This window comes from Tardiphaga sp. 862_B3_N4_1 (genome assembly GCF_051811085.1).
GTDB classification, from domain to species: domain Bacteria; phylum Pseudomonadota; class Alphaproteobacteria; order Rhizobiales; family Xanthobacteraceae; genus Tardiphaga; species Tardiphaga robiniae.
Genome location: NZ_JBPWQB010000002.1, coordinates 1420749 through 1445260 on the forward strand (window position 1 = coordinate 1420749; position 24512 = coordinate 1445260).

The following is a 24512-nucleotide window of genomic DNA, read 5'->3' on the forward strand; positions in this document are numbered from 1 at the left end:
CGTCACTCTCCCGCCGCAGCCGTTTTAGCCTTGTGGGCCGCATCAGTCAGCTTGCCCAAGATCTGCAAGTAAGCGACCAGCGCATCCATCTCGGTGGGCTCGCCGGGCTGGCCATCGAAGGCGCGCACATTGGTCGCCTCACCATAGCGCTTGGTGACGCCTTCGGCGAAGGGCGTATCGGGCGAGGTCTGGCCATAGGCATCGTTGGATGCGTTGGCGATCATCTCATCCGTATAAGGCACGCCGACCTTGCGCAGCGCGGCCAGATGCAGGCCGAGATCGTCGATCCGCGCCTTCGCCCGCGTGAGATAGGCATAAGGCGGCATCACGGATTCCGGCACCACGTCGCGTGGGTTGATCAGATGCTTAACGTGCCATTCGTCGGAATATTTGCCGCCGAGACGCGCGATATCCGGTCCGGTACGCTTCGAGCCCCACAGCATCGGATGGTCGTATTTGGATTCGACCGCGAGCGAATATGGCCCATAACGCTCCACTTCGTCGCGCAATGTGCGGATCATCTGCGAATGACAGGCGTAGCAGCCCTCGCGGATGTAGATGTTGCGGCCGGCGATTTCGAGCGGCGTATAGACGCGCATATCCGGTGCATCTTCCACCGTCTGATGGATCGTGAACAGCGGCACGATCTCGATGAGGCCGCCGATGCTAGCGGCAATGATGATGCCGATGGCAAGACTCATCGTCTTGCGTTCGAGCTTGTAATGCAGGCCGAACAAACCCATCGTCATTCTCCAGGCTGCAGCGCAGGCACGCCAGCGGGCTGTGCCGCCGGACGATCTGCGGCGCGTTCATCGGCCGGCTGATCAGCAGTGCGGATAGTCATGACGATGTTGTAGAGACCGATCACCGCACCAGCGAAGAAGAAGAACCCGCCGACCGCGCGCGCGACGTAATAGGGCTTCATCGCGATCACTGTCTCGATAAAGGAATAAGACAGCGTGCCGCTGCTGTTATAGGTGCGCCACATCAAGCCCTGGATGATACCTGAATTCCACATGGCGAAGACGTATGTGAAGAGGCCGGCGACAGCGAGCCAGAAGTGCCATTCGACAAGCGCGGGCGAATACATCCGCTCGCGCTTCCACAGCCACGGCACCGACGCATAGATCGAGCCGAAGGTGATCATGGCCACCCAACCGAGTGCGCCGGCATGGACGTGGCCGACGGTCCAGTCGGTGTAATGCGACAGTGAATTCACCGAGCGGATCGCCATGAACGATCCCTCGAACGTGGTGAGACCGTAGAACACCGCAGCCACCATCATGAAACGCAACGTCGCATCGTCGCGCACCTTGTACCAAGCGCCGTTCAGCGTCAGCAGGGCATTGCCGGCGGAGCCCCAAGACGGAATCAGCAGCATCAGCGAGAAAGTCATGCCGAGCGTCTGCACCCATTGCGGCAGCGCTGTGTAATGCAGGTGATGGGAGCCCACCCACATATACATGAAGGTGATGCCCCAGAACGAGATGATCGACATCCGGTAGGAATAGATCGGCCGACCCGCGCGCACCGGCAGATAGTAATACATCATGCCGAGGAAGCCGGAGGTGAGAAAGAAAGCGACGGCGTTGTGGCCGTACCACCATTGGGTCATCGCATCCTGCACGCCGGAAAAGGCCGAATAGCTCTTGGCGTGACCGAACGAGACCGGCATCGCCAGATTATTGACGGTATGCAGAATCGCCACCACCAAGATGAAGGCCATGTAGTACCAGTTGGCGACGTAGATATGCGGCTCCTTCCGCCGCGCCAGCGTCCGCATATAGATGACGAAATAGACGATCCAGACGATTTCCAGCAGGAGGTCGGCATACCATTCCGGCTCGGCATATTCCTTCGACTGGGTGACGCCCATGAAGTAGCCGGTGGCGGCGAGCACGCAGAACAGATTGTAGCCGAGCAACACGAACCACGGGCTGATCTGATCGGGCAACCGCGCGCGCGAAGTCCGCTGCAGCACATAGAGCGAGGTGCCAATCAGCCCATTGCCGCCGAAGCCGAAGATCACTGCGCTGGTATGCGCGGGGCGGATGCGGCCGAAGCTCGACCAGCCGGCATCGAACGTCAGATTGGGAAACACCAGCTGCCAGGCAACCCAGTCGCCGATGAACATGCCGATGACGGCCCAGATCATCGCCAGAATGATCGCCAATTTGGTAGGGTCATCGTAATACAGCGCGAGCCGGGCCTCGTCCGGCTCTGGCTCGTAATAGACATAAATGACACCGAAGATGCCGGCGATCCCCGCCAGCATGACAATCGCACCATGGACGCCGAGCGGGTCCTGGCGGCCGGCGATCGCCATCGCGAGGCCGCAAATCGTGAGAGCCAGCAGGATGATGAGCGCGAGCTGCCGCTCCGATTTGGTCAATTGCGCGATCATCCGGTCATCCCCTGCTCGTCTCGCGGCGGCTCGTCAGACAGGACGCGCAGCGCCCGATCGGCACAGAGCATCCTCACACCATCGAGAGTAGCTCACTCCGCCGCCACAGCGATTGACTTAGGTCAAGCCCGCGAACGGATTCCGACCGGGATCAATCGCAATTTTTGATACTTACAACCAATGTCGCGCAACCGAACCTGGCGCGTCTCTTCTACAGGCGCAGACAGGATGCCAGCGCCTGCTAGTCCTTCACGTCGTAGCGATAGGATTTCGAGACGATCTGCCAGCCATCGGCCAGCTTCATCGCGATCAGGTAGTCGGTGAAGTAACGCGGCGGCAGCTGGCAACGCACCTTGATGAAGGCCGTCTTGTCGTCGGAGCGATCGATGGTGACAATGAGGTCATCGCGGGTCTTGCCATCGACCTTGCCCGAGGTCCGCGTACGAACCATGGCCATCCAGTTCGGCATGGTCAGCACTTTCAGCTCGCCATTCTCGACCCAGCGCAGGTCCGCGGTCGGATGAAAGATCGCGCCAAGCTTGTCGGCATCAGCCTCGTAGAGGCCGTCGAAATAATGCTGGATCACCGCTTCAACGGTCGAACGATCATAAGCCAACTTAGTCCCCCACCCACAATCAGACTGGAACCCTTATAACACAGAAGCGATGACGGCCATACTATACCGTTGCATGGGTGGTCCGGCCTTAGATCACTTGCTGTCACCCAGCATCTTTCGAAAACGCTCGATCTCCTGCGGCACGAAATGCGCAAGATAGGCCGGCGCCATTTCGGCATCTGCGGCGGGCATCGAGCCGAGATCATCGAGGCGCTTCTGATAATCGGGATTGGCAACGGCAGCGCGCATCGCGGCATTGAGCTTCCAGATGATCGGCGCAGGCGTGCCCTTCGGCGCGAACAGCGCATACCAGCCGGATATTTCAAATTGCGGCAACCCCGCCTCGCTGGCGGTCGGAACGTCAGGCAGATGCGGCAGCCGCGTTCTGGATGCCAGCGCAATCGCGCGAATGAGACCGCTCTGGATGGCCGGCGTCACAGAGGCCGAGGAATCGCAGATGCCATCGATCTGCCCACCTATCAGATCATTCAGGGCCGGACCGCCGCCGCGATAGCCGACCAGCGTGACATCGATGCCCGCAGCCTGAACGAAAGCCTTGCAGAACAGATAGTTCTGCGAGCCCACACCGGAGTGGCCGATATTGAGACGGCCGGGATTCTGTTTCGCATGCGCGATGAATTGCGCGAGATTGTCGGCCGGAAAATTGCGCCGGATGGCAACCATAGCCGAACTCTTGTTGAACATGCCGATGCCTGCAAAATCCGACGGCGCGAATTTCACATCAGGCGTGAACAGGTAGACCGCAGTATTGGTGCCGCTATTGCCCTGCACGATGGTGTAGCCGTCAGGCGGGGCCTGCGCGATGCGAGCCAGCGCCACGGCCCCGCCCGCACCGCCGATATTTTCGATCACGATGGGCTGACCGAGATGCCGGCTCATCTGTTCGGCAATCAGCCGTGCATTGACATCGGAACTGCCGCCGGCAGCGAATGGCACAACGAGCGTGATGGGACGGGTGGGATAATCCTGCGCGGATGCGCACAGCGGCGCGATCAGCACCAGACAGAGCGGAGCAAGCCTGAACCAAGCCATCCCAAATCCTCCCTGACCAGGTCTTGTCTAAGTAGATCTTTGCCTGATTTTTCCGTGATCTTAGGGAGTATCCGGCGCCGGATGCAAAGACATGTTATGCTGCAGAGCGGCGTAACCGACGGCGTGCGGCGCCGTCCCTTGACGTCTACGGAGGTCCTATGACCATCTCCATGGTTCACCCAACGATCGACACCAAGAGCCTGCTGGCCGGCGCACAATTCGCCGACGCCTTCAGTATCACGACCAAAACGACGGACCTGACCGCCCGCGACGCCGCCACCCGCATGCTCAGCCACTCTCCGCCCTGGGTGGACGCCCTGATGCGGCTGCGGGATCTGATCGTTGCGCCCTTCGGGCTGAAGACGGCGCACTCTGCGCGTCACGCCAATGTCGACAAGGTCGGCTTTTTCCCTGTGCTCAGCGAGACGCCGCAGCGTCTGATCGCGGGATTCAATGACAATCATCTCGATTTTCGCGTCGTGGTCGATGTCGCAGCGGACGGTACCGGCCAGCGCGTTACGGCAACGACTGTCGTGCTGATGCATAACTGGCTCGGACGCATCTACCTGTCGGTCATCAAGCCATTTCACCGGATGGTGGTCCGTTCCATGTTGCGGCAGGTCACGCGCTGAATTTGCGGTGGCGGCCGTGGGGAACCTGGGTCATCGCAGCCCGTTAGCCCATATGCCATTTACAGAGATTGATCCGCAGAACGAGGAGCTGAAAGTCACGCTGGCGCACGCGTTTGACGCCGCTTGGCAGCCCTTTGTGACGCATGAAGGCGAGTCCGCGGACACGCCCGAGAACCGCCGCCGCCTTGCCGCGCGGATTGTCGCCGTGGCGCGGTCAGGACAGATCGATGAAAAGGCGCTCAGCGAGGCCGGATTGATTTACCTCCGCGTACTCGCCGAGGCGGCGCGGCTTTCCGCCCGCATTCGTGACGTCGCATCTCCCGATCTGGCGCCCCAAGCTGACGACCAACGAAACCAGTCGTTCGGCCCGGAGACGGTCGCTGCGATGTCCACAGCGCTGGATCGCTGCCTCGATGAATTGCCGCTGCGGATTTCATCTGACGCCGTGCAGTTGCTCTCGAGCAGTATTCTCGATGAAGCATCGCGCGGGGAGCGCGACCCGGAAAAGCTGCAGCTCCGCGCCTTGGCACTGCTCAAGTCGCGTCAGTAGGCTCCTTGCTCACCGGATCCGTCTCGGCCCATTCGGCGACGCAACGTTCGAGATCCTTCAAATTCTGTCGCATCTGTTCCAGCGAAAAGCCGATCGCAAAGAAGCGCTCAGCCACATCGCCGGGTAATCCGCGCGTTAGCCCCTCTTGCCGAAGCGCACCGACCTCTCCTGCATAAGCCTGTAGTGCGGTCTGCACCGGCCAGATCGCCGGCGCGCCGGTGCCGCTGCGCAGTGCTACGGCGGTCGAATGCAGAAACGTCGTCATCGCATCGCTGACCCGCGACAGAGGACCCGCCAGCCTGACCTGCAATGCGGATGGCAACGGCACCACCGTGGACCGCCCGATCATGACCAGGTCATGCCGCAGCCGCAGCGTCGTACGCAGCAAGGGACCTGTATCGGGTCCGCGGGACAAATGCGCGGCACGCTCCCGTTCGGCTTCGGCTCCGATCGCATTCAGATTGGTGAGCGCATGGCCGATGCCGTCCTGCAACCGGTGCAGTGCCTCATTGTCGCGCCCGCGCGTCAATGACGCCAACAGCTCGGTCAACGCCGTCGCGATCAGATCGAGCGCCTCGGCCGAACTGGCGCGGACCTGACTATGCGCCCGCGACGGCAGCACGAGGAACGACACTAACAAGCCGGTGATCGCACCCACGGTCACTTCGAGCACACGGTCGATGGCAGATTCCAGCGGCGTGTTGTGGTTCATCATCGGCAGCAGCAGCACGATGATGGCCGTCACGGTCGCGACATTGAGGCTCGGATTGATCGCCGCGATGAAGGCCAGTGGCGCCACGGAGAGCACAAGCACCGCGAGCAGCGCACCTTCATTGGAATGCGGGATCAGGATCGCAACCGCGCCGCCATAGATGGCGCCGCCGATCGTGCCGACCAGATAATCACGTGTTGCCTTCAGCGACCGCCCGACACTCATCTGGGTGACAATGATCGCCGTCAGCACAGCCCACAGCGGCAGTTTCAGCCCGACGGTCAGGGCTATGATCAGCGCAGCAAGCGCCGCTGTGGTCACTCGGACGCCGAGGCCGAGTTCGACCTTTCGCGCCCAGAAGAAGGCAACCACCCGTTTCAGGAAGCCGAGAATTCGCTTCGATGCGGACATGTCAGAATTGATCCCTGAAACGGATTTTGACGAACCAGTTTCAGCATGGCTGATCCACGCGTCGCCATGGCCGCTTGAAACGCCGATTTGGTCCGCCTAAGGCTATTTCAACAAGAGTGAGGAAACACAATGGCTAACGAGACTGCAACGCTTGCCGCTTATGTCGCGGACCTGAAATTCGATGACATTCCGCAGGACGTGCTGGAACGCGCCAAGGTCCTTACCCTCGATTATCTCGGCAGCACCATCCGTGCCCGCAGCGAGGCCGAATCCACCCCCTCACTGCTGAAGATGCTGGAAGCCCTGTCGCTGGACGGTAAGGGCGACTCCACCGTATTTGGTGACAGCAAGACTTGGACGCCGGCCGTGGCCGCCCTGCTCAACGGCGCGCTCGGCCACTCGCTCGATTTCGACGACACCCATGCCGATTCCTCACTGCATCCGAGCGCCCCCGTCGTTCCCGCCGCCTTCGCCGTCGGCGAAATGGTCGGCGCCTCCGGCAAGCAGGTGCTGACGGCTATCGTCGCCGGCTATGAAGTCTGCTGCCGGCTCGGCAACGCCCTCGATCCGACCTCGCATTACGCCAAGGGTTTCCACCCAACCGCCACAGCCGGCACCTATGGCGCTGCAGCTGCGGCCGGCAAGTTGTTCGGGCTCTCGAAGGATCAACTGATTTCAGCCTTCGGCGTGTCGGGCAGCCAAGCGGCGGGTTCGCTGCAGTTCCTCGTCAACGGCGCCTGGAACAAGCGCTACCAGGTCGGCGCGGCCGCCATGAACGGCGTGATCGCCGCGACTTTAGCGCGCAACGACTTCATTGGCGCGACCGAATCCGTCGAGGGCAAGCATGGCCTGCTGGTTGGCTATAGCGATAACTCGCATCCGGAGAAGGCCGTGGCCGATCTCGGCTCGGTCTACGAGACCATGAAGATCGGCATCAAGCCCTATCCGAGCTGCCGCTACACGCATGCGGCGATCGACGCATTGGTGGCGATGCGGCGCGAGCACAATCTGACGCCCGAGCAGATCAAGCGCGTCGAGATCGGCCTCCATCGCAACGGCATCACGCTGACGGGCGACGCCGCCACCAAGCGTCATCCGACCTCCATCGTTGGCGGCCAGTTCTCGATGTTCTTTACCGGCGCGCTGGCGCTCGATCAGGGCAGCTTCGGCTGGGACGACTACAAGCGCCTCGGCGACAGCGCGATCAATACGCTGGCCGACCGCTTCGACGTGGTTCAGGACGAACGCCTGGAAGGCAAGCGTCATCCGTTCGGCGCACGCGTCAGCATCCACACCGAAGATGGCGTGCATGAGCGCATCTATGCCGATCCGTCGGGCGAGCCGACATCGTTTCCCGATGCCGTGGCGATGCAGCAGAAATTCCTGCAGCTCGCGCGCCCCGTGCTGAACAATCGCGCCGAGAAATTCGCGGATGCGATCCTCTCGCTCGAGACTTTCGACCGCGTGGCGACGGCGACGGCGCTGGGACGGTAACGGACATCAAGCGCCGTCGATGATGATGAAATCGGCCTCGGCGTATTTTTGCCGGATGGATCTGGCGGTTTCGTATTCCGGGCTACGGTAGCAGGCGGTTGCGGTCGCGTGGTCGGCGAATTCCACCACCACATTGCGATCGCGGGCGTCGCCTTCCATGGTTTCGAAGGCGCCGCCGCGCACGATGAACCGTGCGCCGAACTTGTCGAACGCCGGCTTGGCCGCAGCGAGATATTCCGGATAACGGCCCTCGTCGCGCACCGAGACGCGGACAATCCAGTAGGCTTTCGACATCATGGCTCTCCAGTTTTGATGTGATCGTTGTGACGCGCTCTGCGTCGCGTCGTCGTTGCCACGGCGGGTCACCGCATCAATGCCGGCGCGGGTCACGCCGATATCGCGCAATTCGTAATCGCTCATGGAGCGTAGTTCGTCACGCGCCTGTTGCCGCTCGCGCAGGCATCGCCAGCCGTGACGCAGGGCCGCGACGGCGGCGATCGCGACCGAACGCAACATCCGGCCGCGCTCAGCATGGACACGCCGGATGATGGATCGCTTCAGCGCAGTCCATTGCAGCGGCGTCAGGCGACGGACGTCGTGCGCATACGTTTCGCGTTTGTCGTCGATCATGTCCGCCCCTTTCCGCTGATGGGTGCCGTTGGCCATGCGGGTTTACCCGGCGCATTTCATCCCATAAAATGAATAATCAAGATCATTTCGATCTCATGGAGAGATGTATGGATCTGTCCGAGCTGCGCATCTTCCGCGCCGTTGTGCGCGAAGGCGGTGTGACGCGCGCCGCGGAACGGTTGCACCGCGTGCAGTCCAACGTGACGACGCGGGTGCGTCAGCTCGAGGACGATCTCGGCACGGCGTTGTTCGTGCGCGAAGGCAAGCGCCTGCATCTGACGCCCGCGGGCCAAACGCTCCTCGGCTATGCCGACCGGCTGCTGGCGCTGGCCGACGAGGCCCGCGACGCGGTGCAGGACCCACGGCCGCGCGGCGTCTTCCGCCTTGGCGCCATGGAGAGCACCGCGGCGGTGCGCTTGCCCGGACCGCTCAATGAATTTCACCGCCGCTATCCCGACGTGCAACTCGAAATGCGCATCGGCAATCCGGAGACCCTCGCGAAAGGCATCCTTGCCGGTGATCTCGACGCCGCCTTCGTGGCCGAGCCGATTGCCGCGGCGCCGTTCGACCGCATGCATGCGTTCGACGAGGAGCCGGTGATCGTGTCGTCGCCACGCCATCCGCCGATCGGGCGCAAGGACAGCGCGCCGCGCTCGGTACTGGTGTTCGAGAACGGCTGCCCGCATCGCAAGCGGCTGGAAGACTGGTATGCAAAGCGCGGCGAGATGCCCGAGCGCACCATCGAACTCGGCTCCTATCACGCCATGCTCGGCTGCGTAGTCGCGGGTATGGGCATCGCGCTGCTGCCGGAAAGCGTGCTGTCGACATTCCCGGAAGGCAAGCGGCTCACCGTGCATCGCCTGCCGAGCGGCGAGAATCACGCCGAGACGGTGCTGATCTGGCGCAGGGGCGCGGCTTCGCCGAACGTCCAGGCAATGCAACAGGTGCTGCTGGACGAACGAACGACCCGCGGCCCTGCAGCTAAGCGCAAGGCATCAAGCGTTAACGCACCGCACAATGTGAAGTAGATTTACAACCGCATTCTCCCGTGGCTAACGTCACGCCAATAAAAAGCAAACAGGAGGAGACCTTTATGTTGCGCGTTACAGCGATTGCAGCCGGATTCGTTATCGGCGTTGCGGCTCTTACGACAATCCAGCCTGCCATGAGCCAGTCTGACGGCTGGGTCACGCTGGTCGACAGCACCAAGATGGGCGACTGGGACAAGGTTGGCGACGCCAACTGGGAGATGAAGGACGGGGCACTCGCCGCCGACAAGCTGCTCTCCGGCAAGGATCTCGCTTATCTCGTCAGCAAGACGCCCTACAAGGATTTCCAGATCAAGGCCGAGTTCTGGACCGATGCCGAAGCCAATAGCGGCATCTTCATCCGCTGCGATAACCCGAAGGTGATCGATGGCAAGACCTGCTACGAGGTCAACATCTTCGACAAGCGGCCCGACCCGTCCTACGGCACCGGCGCCATCGTCGATGTGGCCAAGGTCAATCCGATGCCCAAGGCGGCGGACAAGTGGAACACCTATGAGATCACGGCGAAAGGTCCGAAGCTCACGGTCATCCTGAACGGCGAAAAGACCGTCGATGTCGAGGACACCAAGCACGCCGCCGGCCCGATCGCCCTGCAGTACGGCTCAGGCGTGGTGAAATTCCGCAAGGTCCAGATCAAGCCCCTGTAAGCACAGCCATTCCTCAGTCCGGACGGAGCGATCCATCCGGGCTGAGGCCCTTTTACCCGCCCCGCCAAATGCTGTTATGATGGCCCCAACCCCACGGAGCCCTCATGAGCTGGCAACCATCAGAAGATCCGATCCTCGGCGACGCGCAGACCTGCGACGCGCTGGAGCTCGTGATCGTGCCGCGCACCCGCGATCTCGGCGACGGCTTCCTCGTCCGCCGCGCCCTCCCCCATGGCAAGCGCCAGATGGTCGGCCCGTTCATTTTCTTCGACCATTTCGGCCCGATGCAGTTCATCTCCGGCAAGGGCATGGACGTGCGGCCGCATCCGCATATCGGCCTGGCCACGGTGACCTATCTGTTCGACGGCGCGATCATGCATCGCGACAGCGAAGGCAATGTCCGCGAGATTCAACCGGGCGCCATGAACCTGATGACCGCCGGAAAGGGCATCGCCCATTCCGAGCGCACTCCAGACGTGCAACGCCGCGACGGCCAGAAGATGCTGGGCCTGCAGAGCTGGATCGCGCTGCCCAAGGGCTCCGAGGAAATCGCGCCGTCGTTCCAGCATTATGCCGCGGACAGCCTGCCGACCATCACCGATACCGGCTTCACCGCACGCGTGATCGCCGGCAAGGCGTTTGGCAAAGCGTCGCCGGTGTCGATGGTGTCGCCATGGTTCTATGCAGAAGTGGCCGTCGAGGCCGGCACAAGCGTGCCGCTCGATCCCGACCATGAGGAACGCGCAGTCTATGTGGTCGATGGCGAGGTAGAGATCGCCGGCGACCGCCATGAGGGGCCGCAACTGCTGATCTTCCGGCCCGGCGACGCGATCACCATCAAGGCGACGCGCAAGACCCGCATGATGTTCCTCGGCGGCGACGCGTTGGAAGGGCCGAGGCATCTGTGGTGGAATTTCGTGTCCTCCAGCAAGGAACGCATCGAGCAGGCGAAAGAGGACTGGAAGACCGGCCGCTTCGCCCATGTGCCCAATGAACACGAATTCATCCCGCTGCCGGAATAGGCCCACTCCTTCATCACGCCGCCGCCGGCCAGACGCCGGACGACTCTGCTTTCGAAAGACCCTGACATGACCACAATGGCCACCAGCGACCTGCCCCTCCCCAAGATCGGTCGCGGCAAGGTGCGCGATATCTATTCCGTCGGCGACGACCGCGTGCTGCTGCTGACCACCGACCGCATCAGCGCCTTTGACGTGGTCATGAACGAAACCATCCCGATGAAGGGCGCGGTGCTGACCCAGATCAGCGCCTGGTGGTTCAACCAGCTTGGCAGCGTGGTCCCGCATCACATGATCTCGGCGGATGCCGACGAGATCATCGGGCAGGTGCCGGCGCTCGCAGGTCACCGGGCCGCTTTGGCCGGTCGCGCCATGCTGTGCCGCCGCACCACCGTCTTCCCGATCGAGTGCGTGATCCGCGGCTACATTTCGGGTTCGGCCTGGAAGGAATATGCCGCGTCAGGCACGCTGGCCGGTGAGAAGCTCGATGCCGGGCTGCTCGAAAGCCAGAAATTCGCCGAGCCGGTGTTCAGCCCGGCCACCAAGGCCGAGACCGGCCATGACGAGAACATTACCATCGCCCGGATGCGCGAGATTATCGGCGAGGAGGATGCCTTCACGCTCGAGAGCATGACTCGCGCCGTCTACACCCAGGGTGAAGAGATCGCCCGCGAGGCAGGCATCATCATCGGCGACACCAAGTTCGAATTCGGCAGGGAAGGCAGTGGCCGCATCATCCTGATCGACGAGGTGATGACCCCCGACAGCTCCCGCTTCTGGGCCGCCGACGTCTATAGACCGGGCCAGCCGCAGCCGAGCTTCGACAAGCAGCCGCTGCGCGACTATCTCGACATCGAGCGCCGCGCCGGCCGCTGGAACGGTGAAGCCCCGCCGCCGCCGCTGCCCCCTGAGGTGATCGACGCCACCAGCAAGCGCTATTTGGAGGCCTATCGCCGCCTGACCGGCACGGAGCTGGTCATCAACTAACAAACTGACCGTCTTTCCGCGGACTGTCATAAAAATAGTCTTGTCCGTACATCTCACCGTCGTCTACCAGAGACGGCGGCGGTTGCGCCTGTCGCGCAGCGCTCCTACAGGTTCGCGCGTGACATACTTCCGGCCCGCACTCCTCATCGCCCGTCATTGCGAAAGTAGCCGCCCATGACTGACACCCTTGTCAGCCCGGGCGTGTTGCGCGCCTGGCGCAATGACGTGTTCGGCGGCCTGATCGCCAGCGTCCTCACCATCAGCTTCGGCCTGTCCTATTCGGTGCTGATCTTCACCGGGCCGCTGGCCTCGCTGCTGCCCTACGGCATTGCCGCGACCTTCATCTCTGCAAGCGTCATAGCCGCCGTGATCGCCCTTGGCAGTTCGTTCCCCTTCGCGGTCGCCGGCCCCGAGAGCTCGACCGCAGCCGTCACCGCCATCCTGGCGGCGGCTCTGGTCGAGCACATCGTTACGGCCGATGCACCGTCTGCCTTGCTTGGCCCGGTGCTCATCACCCTATCCTCGGCCACGATCATCACCGGCATTGTGCTGTGCGGCTTCGGCGTTACCCGCATGGGACGCGCTATCCGCTATGTGCCCTATCCGGTGATCGGCGGATTTTTGGGAGCCACCGCCTGCCTGATCGTCACCGGCGCCATTCAGGTGATCACCGGCTACAAGCTGCAATGGACGAACCTGGCAAAACTCGCCAATCCGATGATTTTCTACGAGTTGCTGGCCGCGGCAGCCGTGGCACTGACCATCTATGCGACTTGGCATCGGTCCCGTAAGCCACTAGGCCTGCCGATGATTCTCATCGGGAGCGTCATAGCGGCTCATCTAGTTTTCAAGATCGCCGGTGTGTCCGTGATCGAGGCACAGGCTATGGGCTGGACCTTCGCATCGCCGCCCAAGGCCAACCTGACCTTACCCTGGGCCTTCTTCAGCGACGGCTATCCATGGCAGGCGCTGCCCGGACTCATCGGCAATTTCATCGCTGTGATCTTCGTGACGGCCGTGAGTACCCTGTTCAATACGACGGGCCTCGAAGTCGCCGCACATCGGGAAGCCGATATCGAACGCGAGCTCAATGCGACCGGGGCGGCCAATATCCTGGCCGGGGTACTGGGAGGCTATGCCGGCTGCATCTCGATCAGCCGTTCGCTCCTGAATCGCAACAGCGGTGCCACGGGGCGGCTTTCGGGCCTCACCGTCGCCGCGGCAGCCGCGCTGATGCTCGTCGTCGACCCCGCGCTGCTGGCCTATATGCCGCGCTTCGTGCTCGGCGGCCTGCTGCTGTATCTCGGCCTCGAGCAGCTCCATCGCTGGATCGTCGACTCCCGCAAGCGGCTGTCGCTGCTCGACTACCTGTCCCTGCTGGCAATCATCATCATTATTCTCACATGGGGGTTCGTGGCCGGCGTGCTGATCGGCATCGTGATCGGCTGCGCCACCTTTGCGCTCAGCGTATCGCGGGTATCCTCGATCAAATACGGTTTCGATGGCTCCGAATATCGCAGTTCGCTCGATCGATCACTTGAGGATCAGCGTACGCTGGCGGCGCATGGCCGCGAAATCCAGGGCCTTAACCTGCAGAGCTATTTGTTCTTCGGCTCGGCCAACCGGCTCTATCTGCATGTCAAGGCGCTGCTGCGCCGTCATCCCGAGTGCCACTATCTCGTCTTCGACTTCAAGCTGGTGACGGGCATCGATTCGTCGGCCGCCCACAGCTTCGCCCAGATCAAGCGCATCGCCGAAGGCCACGGCACCACGCTGGTGCTCGCCAATCTTCATCCCTCAGCCAATCGCAATTTGCGCGCCAGCCTGTTCATCGATGACGCCGTCAAGGTCATGGGCGAACTCGATCACGCGCTGGAGTGGTGCGAGAACGAGGTGATCGCGCGGCATCGTGGACTCGCGGAAGAAGAAGCCAACTTGCGCGACTGGTTCACCAAGATCCTGCGCACCGCCGACGATTCCGAAGAACTGATGCGACGCTGCCAGCGCGTCGAGGTCGTTGCCGGCGAGATCATCGTTCAGGCTGGCGACGCTGCCGATTCCATGCACTTCATTCTGGACGGCCGACTCGGCATCATGGTGCCGGCGGGCGATGGCAAGCTGACGCGGGTGCGCAGCCTCGGGCGTTACACGACAGTGGGCGAAATGGGCCTTGTCGCCTATGCACCGCGCAGCGCCACCATCCAGGCAGAGATCGCCAGCGTGCTGTATCTGCTGCGCGCCGACGCCTTCGAGGACATCAAGCAGAACCATCCGGCATTGAGCCAGAAGCTGCTAACCTATTTCGTGTCTGTGATGGCGGAGAGGCTCGCATTTGCGAGCCGGATGATTGCAGTGTTGCGAAGGTAAGAATAGCCGACACAGCGCATCTGAAACAGACGTCACGATCGTCTACGAGTTGGTGCCCCCGGCACCGACGGTTGAATTGGCAGGTTTCGTTGCCTTGCGACTGGCGCGCCAGTTCTCCCACCTTTGGACGACGACAAAAAAGGTCGGAACGAACAGGACGGCAAGGCAGGTCGAGGCGAGCATGCCCGAGAATACGGTGATGCCGATCGACTTGCGGGCGTTGGCGCCGGCGCCGGTCGCGAGCACCAGCGGCAGCACGCCGAGAATGAAGGCGAAGGACGTCATCAGAATCGGCCTGAATCGCGCACGTGCAGCTGCGACCGCCGACTCCAGTAGTGGCTTGCGATCATGCACGTGCAGTTCGATCGCCACCTCAACGATCAGGATCGCGTTCTTCGCTGACAGCGCGATCAAAAGGATAATGCCGATCTGGGTGTAGAGATTGTTCTCGATCCGCAGCGCGGTGAGCACCGCCATCGGGCCAAGCAGTGACAGCGGCACGGCCAGGATCACCGAAATCGGCGCGTACCAGCTTTCATACTGTCCGGCGAGCACCAGATAGACGAGCAGCAGCGCAAGACCGAATACATAATAGAGCTGATTGCCGACAATCTTTTCCTGATACGACATCGCCGTCCACTCGAATCCCGTTCCCGGAGGCAAAGTCTTCGCTGCGATCTGCTCCATCAATGCCATCGACTGCCCGGAGCTGTAGCCCTGTGCTGGCAGGCCGATCACCGTCGCCGTCGGATAGAGATTGTAGAGACTGATCAGCGATGGCCCCACGGCAGGCGTAATCTTCGCCACGGTGCCAAGCGGGACCATGTTGCCCTGCTGGTTGCGGACCATCAGGTTCTCGATGTCCCGGGCAGTCAGCCGGAATTTGGCATCTGCTTGTGTGTAGACCTGAAAGGTGCGGCCAAACTTGTTGAACTGGTTGACGAAGGACGAGCCCAGATAGGACGACAGGGTTGAGAACACCTGATCCGTCGTGACATGCAGGGTCTGGGTCTTGATACGGTCGATCTCGATATCGAATTGCGGCACCATTGAGCGGAACGGCGAACTGACGCGCTGCAAAGCACTCTGCGTCTCTGCATTAGCTACAATCGCCCCGGTGATCGCCTGCAGCTTGCTGTAATCGGCATTGCCATCGCGCAGTTCGATCTGCATGGCGAAGCCCGCCGCGTTGCCGATGCCCTGAATGGGCGGCGGCGGGATCACCAGAATGCGCGCCTCTGGAATCACCGACAGGCTCTCGTTCAATCCAACGAACAACGAACGAAGATCCTGTCCCGGTCCGCGCTCGCTCCATTCTTTCAGGATCAGATAGGCGACACCGGCATTGGCCAGGCTGGAGCTGCTGTCGAGCGCGGAGATGCCGGCGATGGTAACCACCTGTTCCACCGCTGGCGTCTTCGCGGCCAATTCACTGACCCGATCGAGTACACGCTGAGTCCGATCCAGCGCGGCACCATCGGGCAGCTGGACTGCGACCAGCAGATAGCCTTGATCCTCGATCGGGATGAAGCCGGTGGGAATCCGGGATAGGCCGTAACCGCCAATACTGATCAGGATCAATGCCAGGACAACCGAGAGATTGCTGTGCGCGACCATGCGACCGATCAGAGCGGCATAGCCCCGTTCGAGCCGGTCGTAGACCCTGTTGAACCCACGATAGAAAAAATTGCGCTTCTCCGGCGGCACCGGGCGGCGCAGCCACAATGCGCATTGTGTCGGCTTCAGCGTGGCCGCATTGACGGCGCTGAGCAGCGCCGTGGCCGCGATAACCAGTGCAAATTGCGCATACATGCGCCCCGTCAGCCCGGGCAGGAATGCCGCCGGCAAGAACACAGAGATCAGCACCAGCGTGATGCCGATGATCGGGGCGAACAGCTTGTCCATCGCGCTGATCGCCGCGTCGTGGCCGGACATGCCCTGCTCGATATTGTACGCCGCGCCTTCGACAACCACGATGGCATCGTCGACGACAATGCCGATCGCCAGCACAATGGCAAACAGGGTCGACAGATTGATGGTGAAACCGAGCGCCGCCATCGCCGCGAAGGCGCCGATGATCGTCACCGGCACAGTGGTCGCCGGCACCAGCATCGCGCGCCAGTCCTGCAGGAAGATCAGGATGACCACCAGCACTAGCAAACCTGCTTCGAGGAGCGTCTTGTAGACCTCGTTGATCGATGCCTGGACGAATTTCGTAGTGTCGAACGGCGTGTCGTATTTAATGTCGTCGGGAAATTGCGTGGCCAGCGCCGCCATCTTCTTCTCGACAGCCTTCTCCACCTCGAGCGCATTGGCGCCCGGCGACTGGAATACGCCGATGCCGACGGCTGGCTTCTGGTTGAGCGAAAAGATCTGGCTGTAGGTCTGCGCACCCAATTCGACGCGTCCGACGTCACGGACCCGCGTGACATCGCCATTGTCGCCGGTCTTGACGATGATGTCCTCGAATTCACCGGGATCATCCAGCCGCCCGTTGATGTTCAGCGTGTACTGGAAGGCCTGTCCCGCGGGCGTCGGCGGCATGCCGATTTGCCCCGCAGAAACCTGCTGGCTCTGCTGCTGGATGGACTGGATGATATCCTGCGGCATCAGCCCGCGCACTTGCAGCTTGCTCGGATCCAGCCATATCCGCATCGAATACTGGCCGGCGCCGAACACCGTCACATTGCCGACCCCCGACAGACGCGACAACTCGTCCCGGATGTTGATCGTGGCGTAATTGCTCAGAAACAGGCTGTCATAGGTCGCCTTCGGCGACGTCAGTGTCACGAACAACAGGATCGCCGTCGATTTCTTCTGAACGGTCACGCCCTGATTCTGAACGGCGGTCGGCAGCGATGACAGCGCGCTCGATACGCGGTTCTGCACCAGCACCTGTGCGAAATTCAGATCGGTGCCGATCTTGAACGTGACCGTGAGCGAATAGGTGCCATCTGCAGCGCTGTAGGACTGCATATAGAGCATGTCCTCGACGCCATTGACCTGCTGTTCGATCGGCAGCGCGACCGTGTCCACGATGGTCTTGGCGCTGGCGCCGGGATAGCGCGTCGTCACCTGGACGGTCGGCGGCACCACATCGGGATATTGTGCGACAGCGAGGCCATAGAGCGAGACGCCGCCTATCAGGATCATCAGCAGCGCGATGACATTGGACAGGACCGGCCGCTCGATGAAGAACTTCGAAATCATGGCCTGTCCTATTTGATCGGGGTCGGCGCTTCGATCTTTCTCAGTTGCGGATCGACCTTCTGCCCCGGAATGGCACGCAGCAGGCCTGCAATGACGACGCGATCATCCGGCTTCAGACCGCTTTCGATGACGCGAAGCTCACCTTCCAGCGGGCCGGTGACGACCTTGCGCTGCTCGATGACATTGTCGCCATTCACGACCAGCACATAACGCCCGGCCTGATCGCTGCCGAGCGATACATCCGGCACCAGCAGAGCGTTGTCCTGCTGGTCGATGGGCACGCGAACGCGAACATAGAAACCCGGCAACAGGATGCGATCCGGATTTGGCAGAACACCTCGCACCGGCAGCGTACCCGTCGACTGGTTGATGGTCGGCGAGATGTAGTCGATCTGGCCCTTGTGCGGAAAACCAGTCTCGGTCTGCAGTCCGATCTCGATCGGCAACTGCCTGAGATCGCTCACCGTCAGCCCGCGTCGCCGGGCTTCATCCCGGATGCGCAGAACGTCCTGTTCGTTGACGTTGAAATTCACATAAATCGGGTCGAGCTGCACGATCGTCGCAAGCTGGGTCGGCGACGCGACACCGACCAGTTCGCCAACCGACACCAGATGTGCGCTGACGATGCCGTCAAATGGCGCAATGACATTCGTATAGCCGTAATTAACGGCCGCGATCTTGGTGTTGACTTGCGCCTGCTGCAGATTGGCTTGTGAATTCTCTCGTGTCGCCGTCGACTGCTCGAGCGTTGACTGCGCAACAACCTGGCGGGATACGAGGTCCGACTGGCGTTTGAAATCCGCTTCCGCCTGCTTTGCAGACGCCTGCGCACCGGCTTCCGCAGCCTGCGCCTGTTCCAGCTTCAACTGGTATGTCTCAGGCTCGATCGTGAACAGCGTGGTGCCTTGCTTGACGAAGGAGCCGTCTTGGTAGTTGATCGACTGCAGAACGCCCTGAACGCGCGCCACGAGATCGACATTCTTGATCGGTGCAGTATTGCCTGTCGCTTCGAGGAAGCGCGTGATGCCGCGCTGCACAGGGACCGCCACCTCAACTTTCGGCGGCGGTGGCGGCACGAAAGTGTTTTGCTCGCAGGCACTTAAAAAGAGACTCGCCAGGGCGATGCTTGAAACACGCATGACCGTGACATGCTGCAGCTGCTCAATGCGGGTTTTCGGTCCAGATGAACAGGCGCGCATAAATCGCATTGTCCTGCCTCAATCAAAAGACTCTTAAAAAATCCTTGGCCAAAAACGACAGCCGTCCGCATCAATAGCAACAATCCACTTGTAGTGAAACCGAAACCGTAAAATGATGTCGGACCGAAGTTGTTTTGCGAATGCCTTTCAGAACTCACGCTTCTTGAAGATTTTACGCAGTTGCCCTGACTAACCGGGCGGTAGCAACGAGGATTTCAGCGATGAATTTCATGTTCGGCTTGGCCGCGCGATATCGCGTATCGATGGCTACTATCATTCTAATCGCAATCGCGGGCCCCACCTTTGCGCAAGCGCCGAGCCAGGCGCAGCGTGACGCGATCAAGACGCAGTGTCGCTCGGATTACATCGCGCATTGCTCAAGCGTTCCTCCTGGTGGAGAAGCCTCGCTGCAATGCCTGCAAAAGAACATGGCTAGTCTTTCTGCGGGATGTGCGGGCGCGGTGCGCGCAGTTCAGGCGCCAACTGCGGCACCGAAGGCCACCGCGCCAACGCCTGCTGCAGCGCCCAAGACAGAAGCAACACCACCGGCTACCAAGCCCGCGCCCGCCACTGCCGCGCCAAAGGCGGCAGCGAAAAGCACAGCTCCGCCACCTGCTGCGGCAGCCACAACCGCTGCGCCTGCTGCCGCCGCTGCTCCTGCAGCTATCGTGCTGCGGCCGATGCGGCCACGCGAAGAATTGCTTGTGATGAGATCAGCATGCGGTGGCGACATCAGATCGCTCTGCGGCGGCATAGCGCCGGGTGGCGGCCGCATCGTGCAGTGCCTGGCCAGCAACAGCGCATCGCTTTCGCCGGCTTGCACCAGCGTCCTTGCACCATTCGCTCAACGATGATTGAGGCTACGCGACAACGATGACCGACCGCGTCAGTTACTCTCCACGAAAGGCAAGGATCAGCTGTATCAATCGGACAGACAGAATGACGTAACAGAGCGACATGATGATCTGAAGCGCCACGTGCCATTCCAACTTTGCGAGTTTGTAGAGGCCATCGAGGAAATTCAGCAGCAACAGAACGATTCCGAACAGCATGACACCGCGGCCAACAAGACCGTGGCGCAAATATCCAAACAGGACGATCAGGGGCTCATTGCTCGACACATGCGCCCCGGCCGAGATGATCAAAGTGCCGATCACCATCTTTTCGACGTGACTAAATATTTCCTTTGAGGCGGGCTCGATATGCCGACCGTGAAAAGTAAGCCACCTGGTTCTGAAATCCGACATGCTTTCTCCTGTTGAGATCAACACGGGGCGAAATCATCACATCGCATGTTTCTGGTCGGCAAGGATTTGTATTTAGGAGATTGAATAAACGTTCTGTCGGATCGAGACGCAAGGCGGCGTCGCAAGATTTCTCATTGACCACGCAGCCTTTGCGTCTCCTGCGAACTACTCTTTGCGCGTGAAGCCACTTCTCATTTGATCGTTCTTAATTCCGCCTACTGAAGCCCACGAACCTTTCTTCGTTTGTTTGCCAACCAACACAGCCGGGAGATCACCATGCGTACTTTCTTGATGATGGTTGCAGCCGTTCTCGCATTCGGCACGACGATGACGTTTGAAGCCACCGACGCCAACGCCGTCGTCTGCGCACGCGGTGTCTACCGTGCCGGCTGCGCCGGCTATCGTGGCGCCGCTGTGGTGCGCCGCCCGGTGGCGGTCGCGTGCCGCACCGTCTGGGTCAATGGCGTGCGCGTACGTCGCTGCTACTGACCGAGGGCGGGTTCAGCTGAAGTCGATCAACTCGGACGGCCCGTCGGACTTGCCGGCAAACGGCCCAGCAACAGACATTGATCTGTGCAGGGCATGATCGTGCCGTTGACCATGCCTGCAAAACGTAAATGCCCGGCGCATCTCACGAAGCTCGCTTCGCGTTGGCCGGGCATGACGGTGACTGGTTCAGAATTGGGAAGGCGCGAAGCCTCAGATTCCCGACATCATGATGTATTTGATCTCGACATATTCTTCCATGCCGTGATGCGAGCCTTCGCGGCCGAGGCCCGATTCCTTCACGCCGCCGAACGGAGCGACTTCGGTGGTGATCAGGCCGGTATTGACGCCGACCATGCCGGACTCCAGCGCTTCCGCAACACGCCAGACGCGGCCGAGATCGCGCGAATAGAAGTACGATGCCAGACCGAACGGCGAGGCGTTGCACATGGCGATGACATCGGCTTCGTCCTTGAAGCGGAACACCGGCGCCAGCGGGCCGAAGGTTTCTTCCTGCGAGACCAGTGCATCCGGTTTCACATTGGCGAGCACCGTCGGCTCGAAGAACGTGCCGCCGAGCGCATGGCGCTTGCCGCCGGTGACGATCTTGGCGCCGCCCTTTACCGCATCGGCGATGTGGCGCTCGACTTTCTCGACGGCTTTCTCGTTGATCAGCGGGCCCTGGGTGATGCCCTGTTCGGTGCCGTCGCCGACCTTCATCGCCGCGACCTTCTTCGCCAGCTTCTCGACGAACTGATCGTAGATGGCTTCCTGAGCGTAGAGGCGATTGGCGCAGACACAGGTCTGGCCCATGTTGCGATACTTCGACACGATCGCGCCCTCGACGGCGGCGTCGATGTCGGCATCGTCGAACACCACGAAGGGCGCGTTGCCGCCGAGTTCAAGGCCGAGCTTCTTCACGCCGACCGAAGCCTGCTTGTAGAGGATCTTGCCGACATTGGTGGAGCCGGTGAAGCCGACGAAGCGCACCGCAGGATGTTCGCAGAGCACGAGGCCGATCGCCGACGCGTCGCCGGTGATGATGTTCAACACACCCTTCGGCACGCCGGCACGCTCGGCGAGTTCAGCCAGCGCGAGCGCCGACAGCGGCGTCTCGTTGGCAGGCTTGATCACCACGGTGCAGCCGGCGGCCAGCGCCGGCGACACTTTGCGGGTGATCATCGAGTTCGGGAAATTCCACGGCGTGATGGCGCCGCAGACGCCGATCGGCTGCTTGATGGCGAGGAGCCGGGCATCGGCACGCTGGGTCGGGATGGTCTCGCCATAGACGCGGCGGGCTTCCTCGGCGAAGAATTCGATATAAGCGGCGCCGATATCGACCTCGCCCAGCGCTTCGGCCAGCGGCTTGCCCTGCTCGGTGGTCAGGATCAGCGCGAGATCCTCGCGGTTGGCGATGATCAGCTCGAACCACTTGCGAAGGATGTTGGAGCGCTGCTTGGCGGTGAACTTAGCCCAGGCAGGAAACGCCTTTTCGGCGGCCTCGACAGCCTGCGTCGTTTCCTTGGCGCCCATATTGGGCACCTTGGCAATTTCAATCTCATTGACCGGATTGGTCACCGAGGTCTCGCCCGTGCCGACCCAGGCGCCGTCGATGTAGCACTTGTCGCGCAGCAGCGAGGGGTCCTTGAGGCGGTCGCGCAGCGAAGGGGCGGTGGACTGGCGTGCGGCTGAGGTCGGTGACATGGGCGGTTCTCCTGCGGAAAGTGTCGCGAACGTATAGCCGCGGACTTGTAGAGGAGTATAGGCCCGAAAGCGCCCCTTGGCGGCGAATGGCAGCTATCGCCCGCAGGGGTATTTAACGCCCGAATTCAACAGTCGCAGAACGCCGCAAGCCCGATCAGGCCGCGCCGCGCATATAGGTCTCGCGCCGATCGATCATTCGCTCGAAAGCGATGCGGGCGTTGGCACGGTTGGTCGTGGAGAAGGTGCGGTATTCCAGCTCCGGCAGCATCGCTGCGTCGCTGCGACCGAACCAGGAAATAAACGATTTGGGCGGGGCCGAAATCTTCGCCAGCGCCTGCGCCAGATTATCAGCCGCATCGAAAGCGAACAGGGCGCCGGTCTGCGCCACGCGAACTTCGAAAATTCCTGGACCGATCGGGGCCTCGATGCTCTCGCCACGGGAAGCGCGGGGATAATGTTTCCAGTCGGTCCAGTTCGCGATCATCGTCGGTCTCCGCAGCTGACACGCTGCACGTGTTACTCATGGTCTTACGGGTTAGTGTCGGAAAGCGCTTTGACGTTCACGTCATTTTTTGAACACAGCTGCGCCAATTTCGTTCCAAGGCGCGATCAAACTCGCCCCCAGGCCCGATATGGTTCCCCTCAAATGCTAAAACCAGCGCAAATGTAATCACATCCGCGAGACCGACGACCTCGCGCCCAAGTTGAATGTTCACGCCGCACATCGGTAAGATCAAAGAAAATCGGAGAGGAAACGGATGTCAGTTCAAGTCGAGATTGACCGGATTCTGCAGCAAGCCAGCGAAACCAGCGCGATTCCAGGTGCCGTGACGGTGGCTGCGACGCGGAATGAGATCATTTACCAAGGAGCATTCGGCAAGCGCGACGCATCCAAAGATACCACCATGACGCCGGACAGCGTGTTCTGGATCGCCTCCATGACCAAGGCGATTACGGCCGCTGCAGCGATGCAGCTGGTGGAGCAGGACAAATTGACGCTGGACGCACCGCTGGCGACCATGCTTCAGGACCTCGCGGAGACGCAGGTGCTGGATGGTTTCGACAGCGAAGGCACTCCGAAACTACGTCCGCCGCGTCAGCCGATCACCTTGCGGCATCTGCTGACCCACACCGCCGGCTTCTGTTACGACATGTGGAACGGCGACATGGTGCGCTATCTTGAGACAACCGGCATTCCGCCGTTTCGCTCCGGACTGAACGCCGCCATGAAGGCGCCGATCATGCGCGATCCCGGGACCCGCTGGGAGTACGGCACCAATATCGACTTCGTCGGCAAGGTCGTCGAGGCCGTCAGCGGCGAACGCCTGGACGCCTATTTCCAGAACCATTTGCTGGCGCCACTTGGGATGACCGACACCGCCTTCGTGATTGGCGGCGACCAGCGCAAGCGCCTCGTTGCCATGCACAGCCGCGGCGCCGACGGTGCACTGACCCCGATCCCATTCGAGATCAAACAGGATCCGGAATTCTTCGCCGGTGGCGGGGGGCTCTATGGCACCGCCCCCGACTACATCAAGTTTACGCAAATGATGCTGAATAACGGGACCGGAAACGGCAATCGGATATTAAAGCCAGAGACCGTCGCGCTGATGAGCCAAAACCACATCGGCGAACTCAACATGACGCCGATGGCTTCAGCGGTACCGACCGCCAGTAACAATGTCGACTTCCTTCCGGGCATCGACAAGAAATACGGGCTCAGCTTCATGATCAATACGGCGCAGTCAGCCGAAGGCCGCAGCGCCGGCAGCCTTGCCTGGGCCGGCCTCGCTAACACCTACTACTGGATAGATCCAGCGCGAGATATCACCGGCGTCATCATGATGCAGGTGCTGCCGTTTGCGGATTCGACTTGTTTGAAGGTGTTTTCGGATTTCGAACGCGCGGTGTATGCGGGATTGGACGCGAAGAAGGCGACGTGAGAGCCGCGATGCGTTGATCTCTCACCACGTCATGGCCGGGCTTGACCCGGCCATCCACGACTTTCCTCTCTTGCCAAGACGTAGATGCCCGGCACACCTAGCGAAGCTCGCTTCGCGCTGGCCGGGCATGACGACAGAGAAGAAAACCCAAG

At 61.3% G+C, this 24512-nt stretch carries 22 protein-coding genes and 1 pseudogene; 10 read left to right on the forward strand and 13 right to left on the reverse strand.

Annotated elements, in window-relative coordinates; translation table 11 throughout:
• Window positions 1-2: 2 nt before the first annotated feature.
• The 4 genes from ccoO to AB8B02_RS23970 all read right to left on the reverse strand — a co-directional run bounded on the left by ccoO (window position 3) and on the right by AB8B02_RS23970 (window position 4073).
• Window positions 3-743, reverse strand: a complete 741-nt coding sequence (gene ccoO / locus AB8B02_RS23955; RefSeq protein WP_439065349.1) for a cytochrome-c oxidase, cbb3-type subunit II — start codon at window positions 741-743, stop codon at window positions 3-5.
• A 2-nt stretch (window positions 744-745) separates the two neighbouring features.
• Window positions 746-2404 carry a cytochrome-c oxidase, cbb3-type subunit I gene (ccoN, locus tag AB8B02_RS23960; protein WP_439065350.1) on the reverse strand — a complete coding sequence of 553 codons (1659 nt, stop codon included), beginning with the start codon at window positions 2402-2404 and terminating at the stop codon, window positions 746-748.
• A gap of 241 nt (window positions 2405-2645) precedes the next feature.
• Window positions 2646-3020: a nuclear transport factor 2 family protein gene (locus AB8B02_RS23965; RefSeq protein ID WP_439065351.1), complete on the reverse strand. Its 375-nt coding sequence runs from the start codon at window positions 3018-3020 to the stop codon at window positions 2646-2648.
• A 93-nt stretch (window positions 3021-3113) separates the two neighbouring features.
• On the reverse strand, window positions 3114-4073 hold the full coding sequence (locus AB8B02_RS23970; RefSeq protein WP_439065352.1) for a tripartite tricarboxylate transporter substrate-binding protein: 960 nt from the start codon (window positions 4071-4073) through the stop codon (window positions 3114-3116).
• A gap of 158 nt (window positions 4074-4231) precedes the next feature.
• On the opposite strand from AB8B02_RS23970, the gene AB8B02_RS23975 reads away from it, so the two are divergent.
• Window positions 4232-4705, forward strand: a complete 474-nt coding sequence (locus AB8B02_RS23975) for a DUF2867 domain-containing protein (RefSeq protein WP_439065353.1) — start codon at window positions 4232-4234, stop codon at window positions 4703-4705.
• A 7-nt stretch (window positions 4706-4712) separates the two neighbouring features.
• Window positions 4713-5255 (forward strand): hypothetical protein, encoded by a 543-nt coding sequence (locus tag AB8B02_RS23980; protein ID WP_439065354.1) that lies wholly within the window; start codon window positions 4713-4715, stop codon window positions 5253-5255.
• On the opposite strand, the gene AB8B02_RS23985 is transcribed toward AB8B02_RS23980, so the two are convergent.
• Complete coding sequence (locus tag AB8B02_RS23985; protein ID WP_439065355.1) at window positions 5239-6378, reverse strand: FUSC family protein; 1140 nt, start codon at window positions 6376-6378, stop codon at window positions 5239-5241. The two genes, AB8B02_RS23980 and AB8B02_RS23985, sit on opposite strands and share 17 nt — an antisense overlap.
• Before the next feature lie 129 nt (window positions 6379-6507).
• On the opposite strand from AB8B02_RS23985, the gene AB8B02_RS23990 reads away from it, so the two are divergent.
• Window positions 6508-7872, forward strand: coding sequence for an MmgE/PrpD family protein (locus AB8B02_RS23990; RefSeq protein ID WP_439060142.1), 1365 nt, complete (start codon window positions 6508-6510; stop codon window positions 7870-7872).
• Between the two features lie 6 nt (window positions 7873-7878).
• On the opposite strand, the gene AB8B02_RS23995 is transcribed toward AB8B02_RS23990, so the two are convergent.
• Window positions 7879-8166, reverse strand: coding sequence for a DUF1330 domain-containing protein (locus tag AB8B02_RS23995; RefSeq protein ID WP_439060566.1), 288 nt, complete (start codon window positions 8164-8166; stop codon window positions 7879-7881).
• Between the two features lie 96 nt (window positions 8167-8262).
• Window positions 8263-8538, reverse strand: a pseudogene (locus tag AB8B02_RS24000) (DUF1127 domain-containing protein); the annotation flags it as partial.
• Between the two features lie 71 nt (window positions 8539-8609).
• On the opposite strand from AB8B02_RS24000, the gene AB8B02_RS24005 reads away from it, so the two are divergent.
• The 5 genes from AB8B02_RS24005 (at window position 8610) to AB8B02_RS24025 (ending at window position 14571) form a co-directional block, all read left to right on the forward strand.
• Window positions 8610-9530: a LysR substrate-binding domain-containing protein gene (locus AB8B02_RS24005; RefSeq protein WP_439060143.1), complete on the forward strand. Its 921-nt coding sequence runs from the start codon at window positions 8610-8612 to the stop codon at window positions 9528-9530.
• Between the two features lie 65 nt (window positions 9531-9595).
• Window positions 9596-10198: a 3-keto-disaccharide hydrolase gene (locus tag AB8B02_RS24010; protein ID WP_089263360.1), complete on the forward strand. Its 603-nt coding sequence runs from the start codon at window positions 9596-9598 to the stop codon at window positions 10196-10198.
• 104 nt (window positions 10199-10302) lie between these two features.
• Window positions 10303-11220 (forward strand): pirin family protein, encoded by a 918-nt coding sequence (locus AB8B02_RS24015; protein WP_231078718.1) that lies wholly within the window; start codon window positions 10303-10305, stop codon window positions 11218-11220.
• 66 nt (window positions 11221-11286) lie between these two features.
• Complete coding sequence (locus AB8B02_RS24020) at window positions 11287-12204, forward strand: phosphoribosylaminoimidazolesuccinocarboxamide synthase (RefSeq protein ID WP_439065356.1); 918 nt, start codon at window positions 11287-11289, stop codon at window positions 12202-12204.
• Between the two features lie 174 nt (window positions 12205-12378).
• Window positions 12379-14571, forward strand: coding sequence for an SLC26A/SulP transporter family protein (locus tag AB8B02_RS24025; RefSeq protein WP_439065357.1), 2193 nt, complete (start codon window positions 12379-12381; stop codon window positions 14569-14571).
• 42 nt (window positions 14572-14613) lie between these two features.
• Here AB8B02_RS24025 and AB8B02_RS24030 read toward each other — a convergent pair whose 3' ends face one another.
• From AB8B02_RS24030 to AB8B02_RS24045, 4 genes are all read right to left on the reverse strand, one after another.
• A complete protein-coding gene (locus tag AB8B02_RS24030) occupies window positions 14614-17781 on the reverse strand; it encodes an efflux RND transporter permease subunit (RefSeq protein WP_439065358.1) in 3168 nt (1055 codons plus the stop codon).
• A gap of 8 nt (window positions 17782-17789) precedes the next feature.
• Entirely contained in the window at window positions 17790-18920 is a 1131-nt protein-coding gene (locus tag AB8B02_RS24035; RefSeq protein ID WP_439065359.1) for an efflux RND transporter periplasmic adaptor subunit, read from the reverse strand.
• Window positions 18921-19452: 532 nt separating this feature from the next.
• Entirely contained in the window at window positions 19453-19803 is a 351-nt protein-coding gene (locus tag AB8B02_RS24040; protein WP_439065360.1) for a hypothetical protein, read from the reverse strand.
• Window positions 19804-19870: 67 nt separating this feature from the next.
• Window positions 19871-20227: a hypothetical protein gene (locus tag AB8B02_RS24045; protein ID WP_089263347.1), complete on the reverse strand. Its 357-nt coding sequence runs from the start codon at window positions 20225-20227 to the stop codon at window positions 19871-19873.
• 276 nt (window positions 20228-20503) lie between these two features.
• Here AB8B02_RS24045 and AB8B02_RS24050 point away from each other — a divergent pair, with 276 nt between their 5' ends.
• Window positions 20504-20716: a hypothetical protein gene (locus tag AB8B02_RS24050; RefSeq protein WP_089263345.1), complete on the forward strand. Its 213-nt coding sequence runs from the start codon at window positions 20504-20506 to the stop codon at window positions 20714-20716.
• A 210-nt stretch (window positions 20717-20926) separates the two neighbouring features.
• Here the strand turns inward: AB8B02_RS24050 and AB8B02_RS24055 are convergent, their stop codons facing one another.
• On the reverse strand, window positions 20927-22417 hold the full coding sequence (locus AB8B02_RS24055; protein WP_439065361.1) for an NAD-dependent succinate-semialdehyde dehydrogenase: 1491 nt from the start codon (window positions 22415-22417) through the stop codon (window positions 20927-20929).
• A gap of 154 nt (window positions 22418-22571) precedes the next feature.
• Window positions 22572-22901, reverse strand: coding sequence for a hypothetical protein (locus tag AB8B02_RS24060; RefSeq protein WP_439065362.1), 330 nt, complete (start codon window positions 22899-22901; stop codon window positions 22572-22574).
• Window positions 22902-23175: 274 nt separating this feature from the next.
• On the opposite strand from AB8B02_RS24060, the gene AB8B02_RS24065 reads away from it, so the two are divergent.
• Window positions 23176-24360 (forward strand): serine hydrolase domain-containing protein, encoded by a 1185-nt coding sequence (locus AB8B02_RS24065; protein WP_439065363.1) that lies wholly within the window; start codon window positions 23176-23178, stop codon window positions 24358-24360.
• The last annotated feature ends 152 nt before the right edge of the window (window positions 24361-24512 follow it).